The sequence below is a fragment of the Streptomyces sp. NBC_01334 genome, from assembly GCF_035983595.1.
Lineage (GTDB): Bacteria > Actinomycetota > Actinomycetes > Streptomycetales > Streptomycetaceae > Streptomyces > Streptomyces coriariae.
Genome location: NZ_CP130718.1, coordinates 9,052,286 through 9,067,642, shown reverse-complemented (window position 1 = coordinate 9,067,642; position 15,357 = coordinate 9,052,286). Strand labels below are relative to the sequence as shown.

Sequence of the window (15,357 nt, the reverse complement as noted above, 5' to 3'; positions counted from 1 at the left end):
GGTCAGGCGGCCGGCCGGCGGGCCTGCACGAGTCCGGCGATGTCGCCGAGGGTGAGGTCGGGTCCGAGTTCGTCGTCGCCGACCGTCACGCCGAGGTCGCGTTCGATGCGGATGCTGATCTCGACCGTGGTCAGCGAGTCGACGTCCAGTTCGCCGAGGGTCGCCTCGGGGCGGATGCGGTCGGCGGGGGCGTCGTGGAGTCTCGTGAGGATGTCGACGAGCTGCTCGTAGGTGGTGCTCATGGCGTCGTCCGTTCTTGTCGATGGAGCACGGGCCAGGTCAGGAGGCAGGAACCCCAGGTGAGGCCGCCGCCGAAGCCGGTCAGCAGAAGCCGGTCGCCGGACCGGACCGTGCGACGGGCGGCCGCGTCGGCGAGGGCGAGCGGGATGGACGCGGCGCCGGTGTTGCCGACGGACTCGACGTGGGTCGCACACCGCTCCCGGGGCAGACCGAGGTCGTCGGCGACGGCGTGCAGGATCCGCAGGTTGGCCTGGTGCGGTACGAAGTGGTCGACGTCGTCGATCTTCCGGCCGGCCCGGGACAGCGTGGCCCGCGCGGACTCGGCCATCCGGGTCACCGCGTGGCGGTAGACCTCCTTGCCCCGCATCGCGAAGTGCCGGTCCTTGTGGCTGGGTTCGGCGGGCCGGGAGCGCTGCCGGGAGCCACCGGCGGCGACCATGATCAGGTCCTCGTGGGCGCCGTCGCTGCCGAGGTCGAAGTGGCCGACCGCGCCGGGCTCGTCGGGATGTCCGGCGCGCAGGACGACGGCTCCGGCGCCGTCACCGAAGATGATCGCGTTGGCCCGGTCCAGCGGGTCCACGACGGTGGAGTAGGTGTCCGCCCCGATGAGCAGGACCCGTTCGGCCACGCCGGCCGCGATCAGCCCGGCGGCGGCGGCCAGTCCGTAGACGAATCCGGTGCACGCGGCACCGACGTCGAAGGCCGCCACTCCCGTGAGGCCGAGCCGTGCGGCGACCGCGGGGGCGGTGGCCGGGCAGGTGCGGTCCGGGGTGGCCGTGGCGACGACGACGGCGTCCACCGTGTCGGTACCGGTGGAGGCGAGGGCCCGACGGCCGGCCTCGACGGCCAGGTCGGAGGTCGCCTGCCCGGGCTCGACGACGTGCCGTCGGCGGATCCCGGTCCGGGTGCGGATCCAGGCGTCGTGGGTGTCGAGCCGTCGCGCGAGGTGCTCGTTGGTCACCACCCGGGACGGCACCCATCCGGCCAGCCCGCACAGCACGGCGGCCGGGGGCGCGGGGGAACCGCCGGCGATCGGGGACATGGGTCTGCTCCTGGCATGACGAAGGACGGGCCGGGCGGCCCGGGGAGGGGGAGGTGGATCAGGGGTGGGACAGCGGGGCGGGTTCAGGGGCGCGGGTCGGGAGACGAGGCAGGAAGAGCGGGCGGGAACGGGCGCCTGGGCACTGGTGCTCCCCGCGGCCATGGGCAGCTAGGCACCCGTGCTCCCCGAAGCCCGGGGGTCGTCGGCGTGGCCGCCGGGCCGCCCGGTCCCGTCGGGATCGCCGCCCTCCGCGCGGACTGCGGCGGGACCGGCGCTCACGGTGCTCCGGCGGAGGGCGAGCAGTGCGAGCGCGCCGAGGGCGATGGCGCCCGCCGTCGCGAAGACGGCGGTCCTGATGCCGTCCAGGAGCCCGGGGCCCGGGGCGTTCTGTCCGACGCCGCCGGCGATCGCGACCAGGACGGCGAGGCCCACCGCGCCGCCCACCTGGAGGGTGGTCGAGGCCAGTCCGGAGGCGACGCCCTGGTCGCCGGCGGCCACCCCGGCGGACGCGGCGATCCACATCCCCGTCCACGCGGCACCCTGACCGAGCCCCAGGAGCACGATCCCGGGCAGCAGTCGCGGATACGAGCCGTCCGAGGTGAGCCCCAGGCCGAGCACCGCCGCCCCGACCGCCCCCAGCGCCATGCCGCCGACCAGCACCCGGTGCACACCGAAGGCGGTCACGGCCCGTTCCCCGGCCTGTGTGCCCACGGCGATCACCAGGGCGGGCACCAGGAACGCGAGGCCGGTCGCGACGGCGCTGTAGCCGTGGACGGTCTGGAAGTACAGGGTGAGGAAGTACGGCAGGGAGCTGAACGTGGCGCTGAACAGGGCGGTCACCCCCATGGCGACCACCAGGCCGCCCCGGGCGAACAGCCGTGCCGGGACGAGCGGTTCACGCGATCGTCGCTCGACGACGGCGAACAGCGTCAGCAGGCCGGCCGAGAGCGCCGCGCCGGTCAGGGCGGCGGGCGGGTCCCAGCCCTCCGCCGGGGCCCGCACCAGCAGGAACACCAGGAGCGTGACCCCGCCCGTCGCGGTCAGCGCGCCCGCCACGTCGAAGCGCCGCGAGCGGTCCCGTGGCCCGTCGGGCGGGAAGAGCAGCCGCCCCGCCACCGCGAGCGCGGCCGCGACGGGCACGTTGACGAAGAACACCGACGGCCAGCCGAACGCCTCCACCAGCACCCCGCCGAGCAGGGAGCCGAAGCAGAGCCCGCCGGCTCCGGCGGCGCCCCACACCGCGAGGGCCCGGTTCCGCTCGGGCCCTTCCGCGTACAGGGTGTTGATCAGGGACAGCGTCGCCGGGAACAGCAGGGAACCGCCGATGCCCTGCACCGCCCTGACGGCGACCAGGACTCCCGCTGTCTCCGACAGGCCGCCCACCAGGGAGGAACCCGCGTACAGCAGCGCCGCGAGGACGAACATCCGGCGCCGGCCCAGCAGGTCGGCGGCCCGGCCGCCCAGGAGCAGGAGACCACCGGTGGCCACGACATAGGCGCTGACCACCCACTGGAGGTCGTGGCCGGAGAAACCCAGGCTCGCGCCGATGTCCGGCAGGGCGACGTACACGATGTTGTAGTCGAGCGAGATGACGAGCTGCCCCAATGCCAGAACGAACAGGGACATCATCCATCACCCCCTCAGCATCACAGTATGCGGAATTCCATGAACGGAATTCCGGCCGGTCGATCAATTTCCGTCACCGTAGCAGTCGGAATCCGGAATGGGAACGGTTGTTTTCCCGCACCTCACATTGCCGCACCGAAACCGATTCCGGGATTTTCGGGCAGCACGAGGGGCCGACAGTCGGAAACTGTCGGACATGGAATACCGGCATTTCTCCCGGCGAATTAATACCCCCATCTTTTTGGAATGGTCGTCCCGGAGCAATAGTCGGCCACGGGCGGCCCCGGGTTCCCGCGATTGCGGAGCGATTTCCTCAGCCGGGGTCAGCCGCTGTCCTGGCCCGGCCGGACCACCACCGCGAGCGTCTTCACCGCCCCGACGTGCTCGAACTGCAGGGTGAACGCGACGAGGTCACCGGACTGCCAGCCCGACTTCACCGGCAGTATCACGTCGAGGCCGCTCGGAGACATGTCGAGGATCCCCCCGGCCGGTACGGCGACGGAGGCGACCGTCTGCGCGGAGGCCGAGCCGGTGCCGGTCATGAGGTGGCGGCTGAGACGGGGCGAGCCGGCGCCGGCCTCGGCGGTGGTCACCTCGAGCAGCCGGTCCGCCGAGCCCCCGCTGTTGGCGACCCGGAAGAACGCCGCCGTCTCCGGGACACCGGCGGAGGGCAGGAAGACCTTGCCGTCGGTGACCCTGATCCGGGCCGGGCTGCCGGCGTTGCCGTAGGCGGTCCACGTGCTCAGGCCGCCGAGGGCGAGGCCGCACACGGCGACGGGCGCGAGCGCGGCGAGCAGCGTGTCGGTGAGCCGGCGGCGCGAGGGCGGCCGGGCAACTCGTTCGGTCATCGGGTGCCTTTCCGCACGGCAACGGGGCGGGCCGAGGGCTGCCAGGCGCGCAGCCGCAGGCTGTTGGCGACGACCAGCACCGAACTCGCCGACATGGCGGCCGCCGCGACCATCGGGTTGAGCAGGCCGACCATGGCCGGCGGGACGGTGACGACGTTGTAGCCGAAGGCCCACACCAGGTTGACGCGGATCGTGGCCAGCGTGCGCCGGGCGAGCCGGACCGCGTCCGCGAGGGCCTCGATGTCGCCGCGGACGAGGGTGACGTCGGCGGCCCCGATGGCCACGTCCGTGCCGCTGCCCATGGCGATCCCGAGATCGGCGCCGGCCAGCGCGGCGGCGTCGTTCACTCCGTCCCCGACGACCGCGACCCGGTAGCCCTGCTCCCTCAACCCGGCCACGAGGGCGGCCTTGTCCTCGGGACTGCGGCGGGCGTGCACCTCCTCGATGCCGAGGGCCCGGGCGACGGCACGGGCCGGCGCCTCCCGGTCTCCGGTGGCGAGTACGGGACGCACACCGAGCCGCCGCAGCCGGTCCACCGCGCGATGGCTTCCGGGGCGTACGACGTCCCCGACCTCGACCAGGGCCTCGGCCCTGCCGTCCACCCGGACCAGTACGGGGGTGCGAGCGGCGGATTCGGCCGCGGCCAGGGCGGCCCGGAGGCCGTCGGGCAACTCCTCGTCCGGTGCGAGGACTTCGACGAGCCGTCCCTCGACCCGGCCACGCACTCCCTGCCCGGGCAGCGCGCCGAAGTCGCTCACCTCCGGCAGCCGTCGCTCGTCGGACTCCCGTCGGGCGTAAGCGCACAGGGCGCGGCCGAGCGGATGCTCCGAACCCTGCTCGACTGCTCCCGCCAGCCGCAGTGCCGCGTCGCGGCCGAGCCCGTCCGATGCCGCGGTGACCCGGGCGACGCTCATGTGTCCGGAGGTCAGCGTGCCGGTCTTGTCCAGCACGACGACGTCGAGGTGCTGAAGCCCCTCCAGCGCCTGCGGCCCGGTGACCAGGATTCCCAGTTGGGCGCCCCGGCCGGTCGCGGCCATCAGCGCGGTCGGGGTCGCGAGGCCCAGCGCGCACGGGCAGGCCACGACCAGGACGGCCACGGACGCGGTGATCGCCGCCTGGGGATCGGCCCCGGCGCCCAGCCAGAACCCGAGGGTGGTGACGGCCAGCGCCAGCACGACGGGCACGAAGACGCCGGCCACCGAGTCGGCCAGCCGTTGCGCCCGCGCCTTCCCGGCCTGTGCCTCGGTGACCAGCCGGGTGATGCGGGCGAGTTGGGTGTCGGACCCGACCGCCTCGGCCCGTACGAGCAGCAACCCGCCGGCGTTGACGGCCCCGCCGACCACCGCGGACCCCGGTCCCACCTCGACGGGGTCGCTCTCGCCGGTGACGAGGGACAGGTCGACGGCCGAACTGCCCTCCACCACCTCGCCGTCGGTGGCCGCCCGCTCCCCCGGCCGCACGACGAATACCTGACCGACCCTCAATTCCTCGATGAGAATGAGCCGTTCGGATCCGTCGGCGGCCCGGACGGAAACCTCCTTCGCGGCGAGCCGGGCCAGCGAGCGCAGCGCCGCCCCGGTGCCGTGCCGGGCCCGCGCCTCCAGGAACCGTCCGGCCAGCACGAACAGCGGTACGCCGACGGCCGCTTCGAGATAGATGTGCGCGACGCCGTCCGAGGCGGTCGGCACGAGCGTGAACGGCATCCGCATACCGGGGTCTCCGGCGCCGCCGAGGAACAGCGCGTACGCCGACCAGAGGAAGGAGGCGACCACGCCCAGCGACACCAGCGTGTCCATGGTCGCGGCGGAGTGCCGCAGTCCTCGCACGGCACGCTCGTGGAAGGGCCGGGCCCCCCACACGGCGACCGGTGCGGCGAGCACGAAGCACAGCCACTGCCAGTTGCGGAACTGCAGGACGGGCACCATCGACAGGACGAGCACGGGGAGCGCGAGCAGGGCGGTGACGACCAGTCGGTGCCGCTCCTGCCGGGTTCCCTCGGACGCGTCGCCGCCGTCCGTGGGCTGCCTGCTCCTGGGCGGCTCGGGCAGGGCGGCCGTGTAGCCGGCCTTCTCGACGGTCGCGACGAGTTCGTCCGGGCCGATGTCCGCCGGGTGGCTCACCCGAGCCCGCCCGGTGGCCAGATTGACGGTCGCCGTGACACCGTCCAGCTTGCCGAGCTTCTTCTCGACCCGGGTCACGCAGGCCGCGCAGGTCATGCCGCCGACGATCAGATCGGTGGTGACCAGGGCGGTCACCGGTTCCGTACTCATCAGTGGCCGCCCCCGTGCGGGTCGGCCATGCCGCCCATGTCACCCATGTCGTCGGCGTCTTCCGCTCCCCCGCTGCCGCCGCCGTCGCCGCCCGTCCCGGTTCCGGTGCCGTGCATGCCGGGCGCCACGGGGCCGGAGGCGGTGCCGACGGCGTAGGAGACCGCGAAGATCAGCGCCATGAGCAGCAGGAAGCCGCAGAGGGCGGGCGGGGGACCCGCCCTCCGTAAGGCCGCGCCCACGCCGGACAAGGAGGAATTCCGGGATACGTCCATCAGCCGCGTCTCCAGGTGACGTCGTACGACGTCGCCGGGATCGCGCCGTACCGCTTCAGTAGTCGGGGCGGCCGCCGACCGGGTTCCGGAGCAATAGTGTGGCGCGCGTCACATGGATGGCCGTCCGGTCCGGGCGGCTCAGCCGCCCAGCGCGGCGTCGACCACGTCCTTGGCCTCCTCCTGGACCCGGCGGAGGTGGTCGGGGCCGAGGAAGGACTCGGCGTAGATCTTGTAGACGTCCTCGGTGCCCGAGGGACGGGCCGCGAACCAGGCGTTGGCCGTGGTCACCTTGATACCGCCGATGGACGCGCCGTTGCCCGGGGCCTCGGTGAGCACGCCGGTGACCGGCTCGCCGGCCAGGGAGTCGGCGGTGACCTGCGCGGGCGAGAGCTTGCCGAGCAGCGCCTTCTCCTCCCGGGTGGCCGGGGCGTCGATGCGCGCGTAGGCGGGTGAGCCGAAGCGGTCCGTCAGGCCGGCGTAGTGCTCGGACGGGGTCCTGCCGGTGACCGCCGTGATCTCGGAGGCCAGCAGCGCCAGGATGATGCCGTCCTTGTCCGTGGTCCAGACGGAGCCGTCGCGGCGCAGGAAGGAGGCACCGGCCGACTCCTCCCCGCCGAAGCCGAGCGAGCCGTCGACCAGCCCGTCCACGAACCACTTGAAGCCGACGGGCACCTCGACGAGGCGGCGCCCGAGGTCGGCGGCGACCCGGTCGATCATCGAGGACGACACGAGCGTCTTGCCGATCCCCGCGTCGGCCGGCCACTGCTCACGGTGCGCGTAGAGGTAGGCGATGGCCGCGGCCAGGTAGTGGTTGGGGTTCATCAGGCCGGCGTCCGGCGTGACGATGCCGTGCCGGTCGGCGTCGGCGTCGTTGCCGGTCGCGATCTGGAAGCGGTCGCGCTGCTCGATCAGCGAGGCCATCGCGTACGGCGACGAGCAGTCCATGCGGATCTTGCCGTCCCAGTCGAGCGTCATGAAACGCCAGGTCGGGTCGGTGAGCGGGTTGACGACGGTCAGGTCGAGCCGGTGCTGTTCGGCGATCCGGCCCCAGTAGGCGACGGACGCCCCGCCCAGCGGATCGGCGCCGATGCGGACACCGGCGTCGCGGATCGCGTCCAGGTCGAGGACGCTCGGGAGGTCGGCGACATAGGTGCCGAGGAAATCGTGGCGGCCGGTCGTGGGCGCGGCGAGGGCGCGGGCGTAGGGGATGCGCCGTACGTCCTTCAGGCCGGACCCGATGATCTCGTTGGCCCGGTCCTGGATCCAGGAGGTGGCGTCGGAGCCGGCGGGGCCACCGCTCGGCGGGTTGTACTTGAAGCCGCCGTCGGCGGGCGGGTTGTGCGACGGGGTGACGACCACGCCGTCGGCGAGGGCGGCGGTGCGGCCGCGGTTGTGGGTGAGGATCGCGTGGGAGACGGCGGGCGTCGGCGTGTAGCCGTCGGCGCTGTCGACGAGCACCGTCACTCCGTTGGCCGCGAACACCTCCAGGGCGGTGACCCGGGCGGGCTCGGACAGGGCGTGGCTGTCGGCGCCGAGGAACAGGGGGCCGTCGGTGCCCTGGGCGGTCCGGTACTCGCAGATGGCCTGGCTGGTCGCGGCGATGTGGTCCTCGTTGAACGCCGTGTTCAGCGACGATCCCCGGTGCCCCGAGGTGCCGAACGCCACGCGCTGCCCCGGGTCGGCCGGGTCGGGGTGCAGCGCGTAGTACGCCGTGACCAGCCGGGCGACGTCGACGAGATCCTCGGGGCCGGCCTTCGTGCCCGCTCGCTCGTGCTGCATGTGCCCGCTCCTCCACATCGGTCGATCAAGGCTTACGCCTTCCATCTTCCCTTGTGGGGGCGGCTGTCCGCGAGTACGGGTCGGTTTGCGCCCGGGGCGCTCAGCGCCGGCGGCCGCGCACCGACCAGCCGCTGCCTATGCCCGCGACGTGGAGGGCGAGCACGGTCAGGCCCAGAAGCATGAGGTTGGTCGAGGTGAAGGTGTCGTTGGTGGAGATCTCCGCCGCGTTGATCAGAAAGGCGATGAAGAACAGCACTGCCGAGATGATGGCGAGCAAGGGGTCCGTCCCTTCGGAGTGTCGGCCGGTTCGGTTGTCGGCCGGATCGGTGGTGTCGCTCGTGCGGTGTCGTTGCTCTTTCCAGGTCGTTGCTGAGCGGATGCCCCCGACCGGGCGGTGAACACACGCATTCGGCCCTGGGGGACGGAGCGCCAGGGCGGACCGAGTTCAGGCCTTCGGGCGTCGGACGGTTCGGGGCGCACCGCTACGACGTCACGTCGTGCGGTGTCGCGCGTCAGCCGAGGTCGGGCAGCGGGCGCCGGGCGACCTCGCGGGCGTCCCGCGGCGGGAGACCCAGCATGCGCAGCAGCATCTCGGCCAGGTTCGAGGCCGCCTCGTCCCCGTCGAGGTCCGGACGGGCGAACCGCAGCTCCAGCAGTGCCAGCAGGGAGCCGCCCAGGGCGGTCAGGGCGACGGTCGGGTCGCCGACGGTGAACCGGCCGGAGGCGATGCCGACCTCCAGGTCGCGCACGGCACGCGGAGCCAGCCCGGTGTCGGAGTGGATGTGGCCGAGTCCGCGGTGGCGCAGGACCTGCATCAGCTCGGGCCGGGCATCGGCCAGGTGCGCGCTGAGGCGGAAGCCCGCCGCGACGAGCTCCGCCGGGTCGTCGATGCCCTGGAGATGCTCGTCGAAGGCCTGGCCGAGCTCTTCGAGAGCGTCCTTGACCGCCGCGTCGAACAGGTCCGTCTTCGATTCGAAGTGGTTGTAGAACGAGCCGAAGCCGACATCGGCGCGCTCCGCGATGGCCTGGATGCTCGCGCTGGTGTCCCCGGTCTCGGCGAGGATCTGCCGGGCCGCGCGGACGAGCGCCTGACGGGTCTCGGCACGGCGGCGTTCGAAACGGTTGAGGGGCGGGGCTGACGTCGACATGGGCGTGAGTCTACCCACCGGGTGTGCCAGGTCACAGTTCTGATGAATCACTCAGCTCACATCTGACGAAATCATCACTCATCATCGAGCCGACCCTTGACGATCGAAGTGTCAAAGCTGATGATTTCCTCATTACGGCACTGTTGCTTGGAGGACACCATGTCCGGAACTCACGTCAACGCGGTCGGCGTCACGGACGTCAGGACGGCCCACCAGGACCTCCACAGCGAGCAGGGCGCCTTGCGCGGCGAACATCCAGGGCGCTCCCGGAACCCCGTCATCAAGGTCGCCGACCTGGCGTGGCTGGAGTTCGAGAAGCCCGACCTGGACCGCGCCGAGGTCTTCGCCCGTGACTTCGGATTCGGCATCGCCGCCCGCACCGAGCGTGAGCTGTGGCTGCGCGGCACCTTCGCGGGCACACCGTGCATGGTGATCCGCAAGGGACGCGCCAGTCGCTTCATCGGCCCGGCGTTCCGTGCGGCCGAGCGGGCCGACCTGGACCGGCTGGCCCGCGCCACCGGCTCGGACGTGCGGGATGTACGTGACGTGCGGGACGCAAGTGATGTACGTGACGTGCGAGCCGTACGTGACGCGGACGTGCCCGGGGGCGGCAAGGTCGTCGACCTGCTCGATCCCTCGGGCTTCCCGGTCCGGGTCGTGCACTGCGGGGAGCAGCTGCCGGCGCTGCCCGAACAGCAGCCGCTGCTCCTCAACTCCGGCACGGACCACCGTCGCAGGAACCTCGCGCAGCGCCCGCCGCGCGAACCGTCCCGTATCCAGCGCCTCGGCCATCTGGTGCTGGAGACAAGGGTGTTCGCCCGCGCCCTGGACTGGTACCTGGACACCCTCGGGATGATCGTGTCCGACTTCCTGTTCCTGGACGGGCAGCGCGACCGCGGTCCGACGATGGCCTTCATCCGCTGCGACCAGGGAAGTCTCGCCGTCGACCACCACACCCTCGCGATGCACCTCGGGCCGGGCAACGGCTATGTCCACTCCGCCTACCAGGTGACCGACCTCGACTCCATCGCCGCAGGCGGCGAGTACCTCGGCGAGCGTGGCTACAAGCGCAGTTGGGGCATCGGCCGGCACATCCAGGGCAGCCAGCTCTTCGACTACTGGCGCGACCCCGACCGCTTCATGCTGGAGCACTTCGCCGACGGCGACCTCTTCTCCCGCGACCTCGATCCCGGCTGGGCGCCCATGTCCACGAGCGGCCTCGCCCAGTGGGGACCGCCGGCCACCCGGGACTTCCTCGGCGCGAGTCCCTCCCCCGCCCGGGTCCGCGATGTGTTCCGGGCCCTGCGCGGCGACAACGAGATGGACACCGCGCGACTCCTGGGCCTGCTCAAGGCCACGAACTCCTGACCCCCTCCGCCCCTTGCGTCCCCTCCTCCCCCGCCCCCTCACAAAGGCAACGACATGAGCACCGACGTCCTGCGCACCGCCGACGGCTGGTGGGTGGTGCGCGACACGCGCGCCGTCCGTATCGACACCGAAGCGGTCACCACCGCCGGACTGCTGGCCGACCGGGCCGCCGTCCGGGAGGCCGCCGTCTCGGGCGGGACGGGCACGCCCGTGGCCGACCTGGTCGCCCTCTCACCGGTCACCACCCCCTGCCGGGTGGTCGCCCAGATGGTCAACTACCGCAGCCACGCCCGCGATTCGGGATTCACCGGCGACATCCCGCCCGCCTTCTTCCGCAAGGCGTCCGGCTCGGTGAGCGGCCCGCACGACGACATCGTCCGCCCGCCCCACGTGCGGTTCCTGGACTACGAGATCGAACTCGGCCTGGTCATCGGGGCGCCGCTGCCGGTCGGTACGGTCGTCACGGAAGGGGACCTGCCCGCCTACGTCGCCGGACTCGTGATCACCAACGACGTCAGCGCACGGGACGTACAGCTGACGAAGACACAGTTCTACGAGAGCAAGTCGTACCCGACCTTCACCCCGGCCGGCCCGTACCTCTCCCTGCTGGACCCGGAGGACTTCGCGCACCTTCTCGACCTGCGGCTGAAGCTGTCCGTCAACGGCGAGCCGCGCCAGGACCGCACCCTGGCCGACATGATCGTCCGTCCCGCGCAGGCACTGACCCTGCTGGCGCGCTTCCAGACGCTCGACCCCGGTGACCTGCTGCTCACCGGCACGCCCGGCGGCACCGCCCTCAAGGCGCCGCCCAAGGCGGTCGAGAAGATCGGCGCGCTGCTGCCGCCTGCCGTGAAGTGGAAGGCCTTCTTCAAGAGCCAGGCCCGCAACCCGCGCTACCTCGGCCGGGGCGACCTGATCACCGCGACGATCGCCACGCCGGACGGGCGGATCGACCTCGGTGAGCAGCGCACCACCGTCACCGACGCCGTCACCGACGCGAAATGACCGACGCGACCTGAGACCCGAAGTGAGCCGCACATGACCGTAGACCAGGCCGCCGGACCACGGGACACCGCGCCCCGGCCGGGACACGTACCCGTGGTGATCGTCGGAGCCGGGCCCGTGGGCGTGACCGCCGCCCTGCTGCTGGCCCGGCGTGGCGTGAGGACCGTCGTCCTCGAACGCCACCACGACGTCTACCCCCTGCCCCGCGCCGTCGCCACCGACGACGAGGTGCGCCGCATCCTCCAGGCCGCGGGCGTCCAGGAGGAGTTCGCCGCGATCGCCCGCCCCGCGCGCGGGCTGCGGCTGCTGGACGCCCGGCACCGGGTGATGGCCGAGTTCCCGCGCGCCGCGCAGGGCGCCCACGGCTTCCCGCAGACCAGCATGTTCGACCAGCCGGAACTGGAACGGCTGCTGCGCGACGCCCTCGCCCGCACGCCGGAGTGCGAACTGCGCGGCGGAGTGGAGGTCGTCGGCGTCGACCAGGACGGCGAAGGACCGGACGGCGAGGGGGCGAACGGCGACGGGGCGAACGGCCAGGGGGCGAGCGGCGAGGGGTCGGTCCGCGTGGCCTACCGCGACGAAACGGGTGAGCACCTGCTGTGGGCGGACGCCGTCCTCGGCTGCGACGGCGCGGGCAACCTCACCCGCGACGCCGTCGGCGCCGTCTGGGAGGACCTGCGCTTCGAGGAACGCTGGACGGTCGTCGACGTGCGCACCAGCCTCCCGGTCCGCTGCTGGGAAGGCGTCGAGCAGATCTGTGACGCCCGACGTCCTGCGACGTTCATGCGCATCGGCGAGGACCGCTACCGCTGGGAGTTCCGGCTGCGGGACGACTCCGAACTCGATCACGAGCGGCTGCGGGACCTCGTCGCCCCATGGGTGGACCTCGCGCCCGGAGCCGACTTCACGGTGCTGCGGCAGGCGCGGTACACCTTCCGGGCGCGCATCGCCGACCGCTGGGGCCGGGGCCGGGTCTTCCTCCTCGGTGACGCCGCGCACCTCACCCCGCCTTTCATCGGACAGGGACTCTGCGCGGGCCTGCGCGACGCCCGCAACCTGACCTGGAAGCTGGCTCGTGTCCTCCAGCAGGGCGCGGACGAGCGACTGTTGGAGTCGTACGAGAGCGAACGCAAGCCGCACGCCCGCCATATGATCCGGCTCGCGGTCGCGATGGGCTGGGCCATGACCGGTGGTCAGGACGGCGCCGCCGCCGTCCGGCGCGGCGTCCTGAGCGCGGCGGTGCGGATCCCCGGCCTGTCCACGGCGGCCGCGCGTGACCTCAGTCCGGTTCTCGGCCCGGGACCGCTCGTGCGCCGTCGCGCCCGCTGGGGCGGCCGTGGTCTCGCGGGCGGCTTCTGCCCGCAGCCGTGGGTGGCCGTCGACGGTCGACGCGTGCGTCTCGACGAACTGCTCGGCGACTCCTTCGCCCTGCTGACCGCCGTACCGCCGGCGCCCTCGCTGCGGGCGGTCGCGGACGGCCTCGGCGCCCGGACCGTCCCGGTGGCCGGCCTCGGCGACGACGGCCTGCTCGCCGCCTGGCTGCGCGAGGGAAGGGCGGACGCCGTGCTGCTGCGTCCCGACCGCGTCGTCATGGACGTCGTGCCGTCCGGCGCCGGCGACCTCACCGGTACGGCCGACTGGGCGTCCCTGCTGCACACCACCCGAAGCCCCCTGCCTTCCCGACGGTCGGCAGAGGAAAGCCTGTCGAGGAGCACCACGCGATGAACACGCACTGCCCGGACCCCTTCTTCACGCCCGATCCGCAGGCCGCCGCCGCCAGCCGCATGGTGGACTTCGCCCGCTGGGCCGCCCGGCACCGGGGGGTGGCCGTGGACGCGGACTACGCCTCCCTGCACCTCTGGTCGGTCACCGACCTGGAGGGCTTCTGGAGCGCGGTGTGGGAGTACTTCGACGTCGATGCGGACACCCCGTACGAGCGGGTGCTCGAGGAGGAGCGGATGCCCGGCGCCGTCTGGTTCCCCGGCGCCACCCTCAACTACGCCCACCATGCCCTGCGCAACCTCGGGGACGACGACACGGCGATCGTCGCGCTCGACGAGACCGGCGCCGGGTACGAGGTGACCGGGGAGCGGCTGCGCGCCCAGGTCGCCTCCGTCACCGCCACCCTGCGCGACCTGGGCGTCGGCGAGGGCGACCGGGTCGTCGGCTATCTGCCCAACACCCCGCACGCGATCATCGCGTTCCTCGCCGCCGCCAGTCTGGGCGCGGTGTGGTCGGTGTGCGGGCAGGACTACGCCCCCAGGGCCGCGGCCGACCGTTTCGCCCAGCTCGAACCCACCGTCCTGATCGCGGCGGACGGCTACCTCTTCAACGGTGCCACCCACGACCGTCGCGACGCCGTCCTCGAACTGGCCACCGCGCTGCCGACGTTGAAGGCCACTCTGCTGGTCGGCCATGTCGGCCTGCCCTGGCCCTCGCACTCCTACCCGTCGCCGGTCGTCCCGTGGGAGGACGCCGCCACCCGTACGGAACAACTCGTCTGTACCGCGGTGCCGTTCGACCATCCCCTGTGGGTCGTCTTCTCCTCCGGCACCACCGGCCTGCCCAAGGGCATCGTCCACGGTCACGGCGGAGTCCTGCTCGAACACCTCAAGACCCTCGGCCTGCACTCCGACCTCGGCCCCGGCGACCGTCTCCTGTGGTACACCACCACCCACTGGATGATGTGGAACCTCATCGCCTCCACCCTGCTGACCGGCGCCACCACGTGCACGTACGACGGCAGCCCCGCCCCGTTCACCCGTCCCGACGTCCTGTGGGAGCTGGCGGCCCGCCATCGCGTGACCGTCTTCGGCACCAGTCCCCAGTACCTGCTGGGCATGGCCAAGTTCGGCATCGACCCGTCCGTGCACGACCTGTCGTCGATCCGCGTCGTCGGCTGCACCGGCTCCGCCCTGCCGGCCTCCGCCTATCCGTGGGTCCGCGACCACGTCGGCGGTCATGTCCTGCTCGCCTCCATCAGCGGCGGCACCGACATCGTCTCCGGATTCGCCGGCAGCGCGCCCAACACGCCGGTCTGGGCCGGTGAACTGTCCGCGCCGCACCTGGGCGTGGCACTCGTCGCGTACGACCCCGAGGGCGTCCCGGTGGTGGACAAGGTCGGCGAACTGGTCGTCACCCGGCCTCTCCCGTCGATGCCGCTGCGCTTCTGGAACGACCCCGACGGCACGCGCTACCGCGACGCCTACTTCTCCGCCTACCCCGGTGTGTGGCGACACGGCGACTGGATCACGCTCACCTCCCACGGCTCGGTGATCGTCCACGGCCGCTCCGACTCCACCCTGAACCGCAACGGCGTCCGGCTGGGCAGCGCCGACATCCACGACGTCGTCGAACGGCTGCCCGAGATCACCGAAGCCCTAGTCATCGGCGCCGAGGAACCCGACGGCGGCTACTGGATGCCGCTGTTCGTCGTCCTCGCGGCCGGTACGGAGCTGGACGACGTCCTCCGCAACCGCATCCGCGACGCCATCCGCACCGGCGCCTCACCCCGCCACGTCCCCGACGAGATCCTGGAAGTCCCGGCCATCCCGCACACCCGCACCGGCAAGAAGCTCGAAGTCCCGGTGAAACGCCTCCTCCAGGGCGCACCCGCCGAGCAGGTCGTCAACCCCGCCGCGGTGGACGCCCCCGAACTCATCGCCCACTTCGTCCGGCTCGGCGCCGACCGCCGGGGCCGCAGAAGCGCCGGCCAGGTGTGACGCCCGAACGGTCCGGTGCCGCCTGGGCACCGGACCA

Annotated in this window: 13 protein-coding genes; 4 read left to right on the top strand and 9 right to left on the bottom strand. The window is 72.6% G+C overall.

The window, feature by feature from the left end; all coding sequences use genetic code 11:
* Positions 1 to 2 precede the first annotated feature (2 nt).
* From OG736_RS40330 to OG736_RS40290, 9 genes are all read right to left on the bottom strand, one after another.
* The gene (locus OG736_RS40330; protein ID WP_327186855.1) at positions 3 to 242 is read right to left on the bottom strand and encodes an acyl carrier protein; all 240 of its coding nucleotides are present in this window, start codon (positions 240 to 242) and stop codon (positions 3 to 5) included.
* A complete protein-coding gene (locus OG736_RS40325; RefSeq protein WP_327186854.1) occupies positions 239 to 1,282 on the bottom strand; it encodes a beta-ketoacyl-ACP synthase 3 in 1,044 nt (347 codons plus the stop codon). Before OG736_RS40325 ends, OG736_RS40330 begins: the two co-directional genes overlap by 4 nt.
* Before the next feature lie 168 nt (positions 1,283 to 1,450).
* The gene (locus OG736_RS40320; RefSeq protein WP_327186853.1) at positions 1,451 to 2,908 is read right to left on the bottom strand and encodes an MFS transporter; all 1,458 of its coding nucleotides are present in this window, start codon (positions 2,906 to 2,908) and stop codon (positions 1,451 to 1,453) included.
* A gap of 323 nt (positions 2,909 to 3,231) precedes the next feature.
* Entirely contained in the window at positions 3,232 to 3,756 is a 525-nt protein-coding gene (locus OG736_RS40315; protein WP_327186852.1) for a copper chaperone PCu(A)C, read from the bottom strand.
* A complete protein-coding gene (locus OG736_RS40310) occupies positions 3,753 to 6,026 on the bottom strand; it encodes a heavy metal translocating P-type ATPase (protein ID WP_327186851.1) in 2,274 nt (757 codons plus the stop codon). Before OG736_RS40310 ends, OG736_RS40315 begins: the two co-directional genes overlap by 4 nt.
* Positions 6,026 to 6,298 carry a hypothetical protein gene (locus OG736_RS40305; protein ID WP_327186850.1) on the bottom strand — a complete coding sequence of 91 codons (273 nt, stop codon included), beginning with the start codon at positions 6,296 to 6,298 and terminating at the stop codon, positions 6,026 to 6,028. Before OG736_RS40305 ends, OG736_RS40310 begins: the two co-directional genes overlap by 1 nt.
* A gap of 138 nt (positions 6,299 to 6,436) precedes the next feature.
* Positions 6,437 to 8,077: a phosphoglucomutase (alpha-D-glucose-1,6-bisphosphate-dependent) gene (gene pgm / locus OG736_RS40300; RefSeq protein WP_327186849.1), complete on the bottom strand. Its 1,641-nt coding sequence runs from the start codon at positions 8,075 to 8,077 to the stop codon at positions 6,437 to 6,439.
* A 100-nt stretch (positions 8,078 to 8,177) separates the two neighbouring features.
* On the bottom strand, positions 8,178 to 8,354 hold the full coding sequence (locus OG736_RS40295; protein ID WP_020126694.1) for a hypothetical protein: 177 nt from the start codon (positions 8,352 to 8,354) through the stop codon (positions 8,178 to 8,180).
* A 235-nt stretch (positions 8,355 to 8,589) separates the two neighbouring features.
* Complete coding sequence (locus tag OG736_RS40290; protein ID WP_327186848.1) at positions 8,590 to 9,225, bottom strand: TetR/AcrR family transcriptional regulator; 636 nt, start codon at positions 9,223 to 9,225, stop codon at positions 8,590 to 8,592.
* A gap of 159 nt (positions 9,226 to 9,384) precedes the next feature.
* Between OG736_RS40290 and OG736_RS40285 the strand changes: the two genes are divergently transcribed.
* The 4 genes from OG736_RS40285 to OG736_RS40270 are packed head-to-tail and all read left to right on the top strand — an operon-like array spanning position 9,385 to position 15,320.
* Positions 9,385 to 10,593: a VOC family protein gene (locus OG736_RS40285; RefSeq protein ID WP_327186847.1), complete on the top strand. Its 1,209-nt coding sequence runs from the start codon at positions 9,385 to 9,387 to the stop codon at positions 10,591 to 10,593.
* A 54-nt stretch (positions 10,594 to 10,647) separates the two neighbouring features.
* Positions 10,648 to 11,598 (top strand): fumarylacetoacetate hydrolase family protein, encoded by a 951-nt coding sequence (locus tag OG736_RS40280; RefSeq protein ID WP_327186846.1) that lies wholly within the window; start codon positions 10,648 to 10,650, stop codon positions 11,596 to 11,598.
* Positions 11,599 to 11,631: 33 nt separating this feature from the next.
* Entirely contained in the window at positions 11,632 to 13,323 is a 1,692-nt protein-coding gene (mhpA, locus tag OG736_RS40275) for a bifunctional 3-(3-hydroxy-phenyl)propionate/3-hydroxycinnamic acid hydroxylase MhpA (protein ID WP_327186845.1), read from the top strand.
* The gene (locus OG736_RS40270; RefSeq protein ID WP_327186844.1) at positions 13,320 to 15,320 is read left to right on the top strand and encodes an acetoacetate--CoA ligase; all 2,001 of its coding nucleotides are present in this window, start codon (positions 13,320 to 13,322) and stop codon (positions 15,318 to 15,320) included. The genes mhpA and OG736_RS40270 overlap by 4 nt, the downstream gene beginning before the upstream one ends.
* The last annotated feature ends 37 nt before the right edge of the window (positions 15,321 to 15,357 follow it).

Excerpts from the sequence above, each read along its gene's own strand:
- OG736_RS40330 (WP_327186855.1), bottom strand. The coding sequence starts at position 242 with ATGAGCACCACCTACGAGCAGCTCGTCGACATCCTCACGAGACTCCAC.
- OG736_RS40325 (WP_327186854.1), bottom strand. The coding sequence starts at position 1,282 with ATGTCCCCGATCGCCGGCGGTTCCCCCGCGCCCCCGGCCGCCGTGCTG.
- OG736_RS40320 (WP_327186853.1), bottom strand. The coding sequence starts at position 2,908 with ATGTCCCTGTTCGTTCTGGCATTGGGGCAGCTCGTCATCTCGCTCGAC.
- OG736_RS40315 (WP_327186852.1), bottom strand. The coding sequence starts at position 3,756 with ATGACCGAACGAGTTGCCCGGCCGCCCTCGCGCCGCCGGCTCACCGAC.
- OG736_RS40310 (WP_327186851.1), bottom strand. The coding sequence starts at position 6,026 with ATGAGTACGGAACCGGTGACCGCCCTGGTCACCACCGATCTGATCGTC.
- OG736_RS40305 (WP_327186850.1), bottom strand. The coding sequence starts at position 6,298 with ATGGACGTATCCCGGAATTCCTCCTTGTCCGGCGTGGGCGCGGCCTTA.
- pgm (WP_327186849.1), bottom strand. The coding sequence starts at position 8,077 with ATGCAGCACGAGCGAGCGGGCACGAAGGCCGGCCCCGAGGATCTCGTC.
- OG736_RS40290 (WP_327186848.1), bottom strand. The coding sequence starts at position 9,225 with ATGTCGACGTCAGCCCCGCCCCTCAACCGTTTCGAACGCCGCCGTGCC.
- OG736_RS40285 (WP_327186847.1), top strand. The coding sequence starts at position 9,385 with ATGTCCGGAACTCACGTCAACGCGGTCGGCGTCACGGACGTCAGGACG.
- OG736_RS40280 (WP_327186846.1), top strand. The coding sequence starts at position 10,648 with ATGAGCACCGACGTCCTGCGCACCGCCGACGGCTGGTGGGTGGTGCGC.
- mhpA (WP_327186845.1), top strand. The coding sequence starts at position 11,632 with ATGACCGTAGACCAGGCCGCCGGACCACGGGACACCGCGCCCCGGCCG.
- OG736_RS40270 (WP_327186844.1), top strand. The coding sequence starts at position 13,320 with ATGAACACGCACTGCCCGGACCCCTTCTTCACGCCCGATCCGCAGGCC.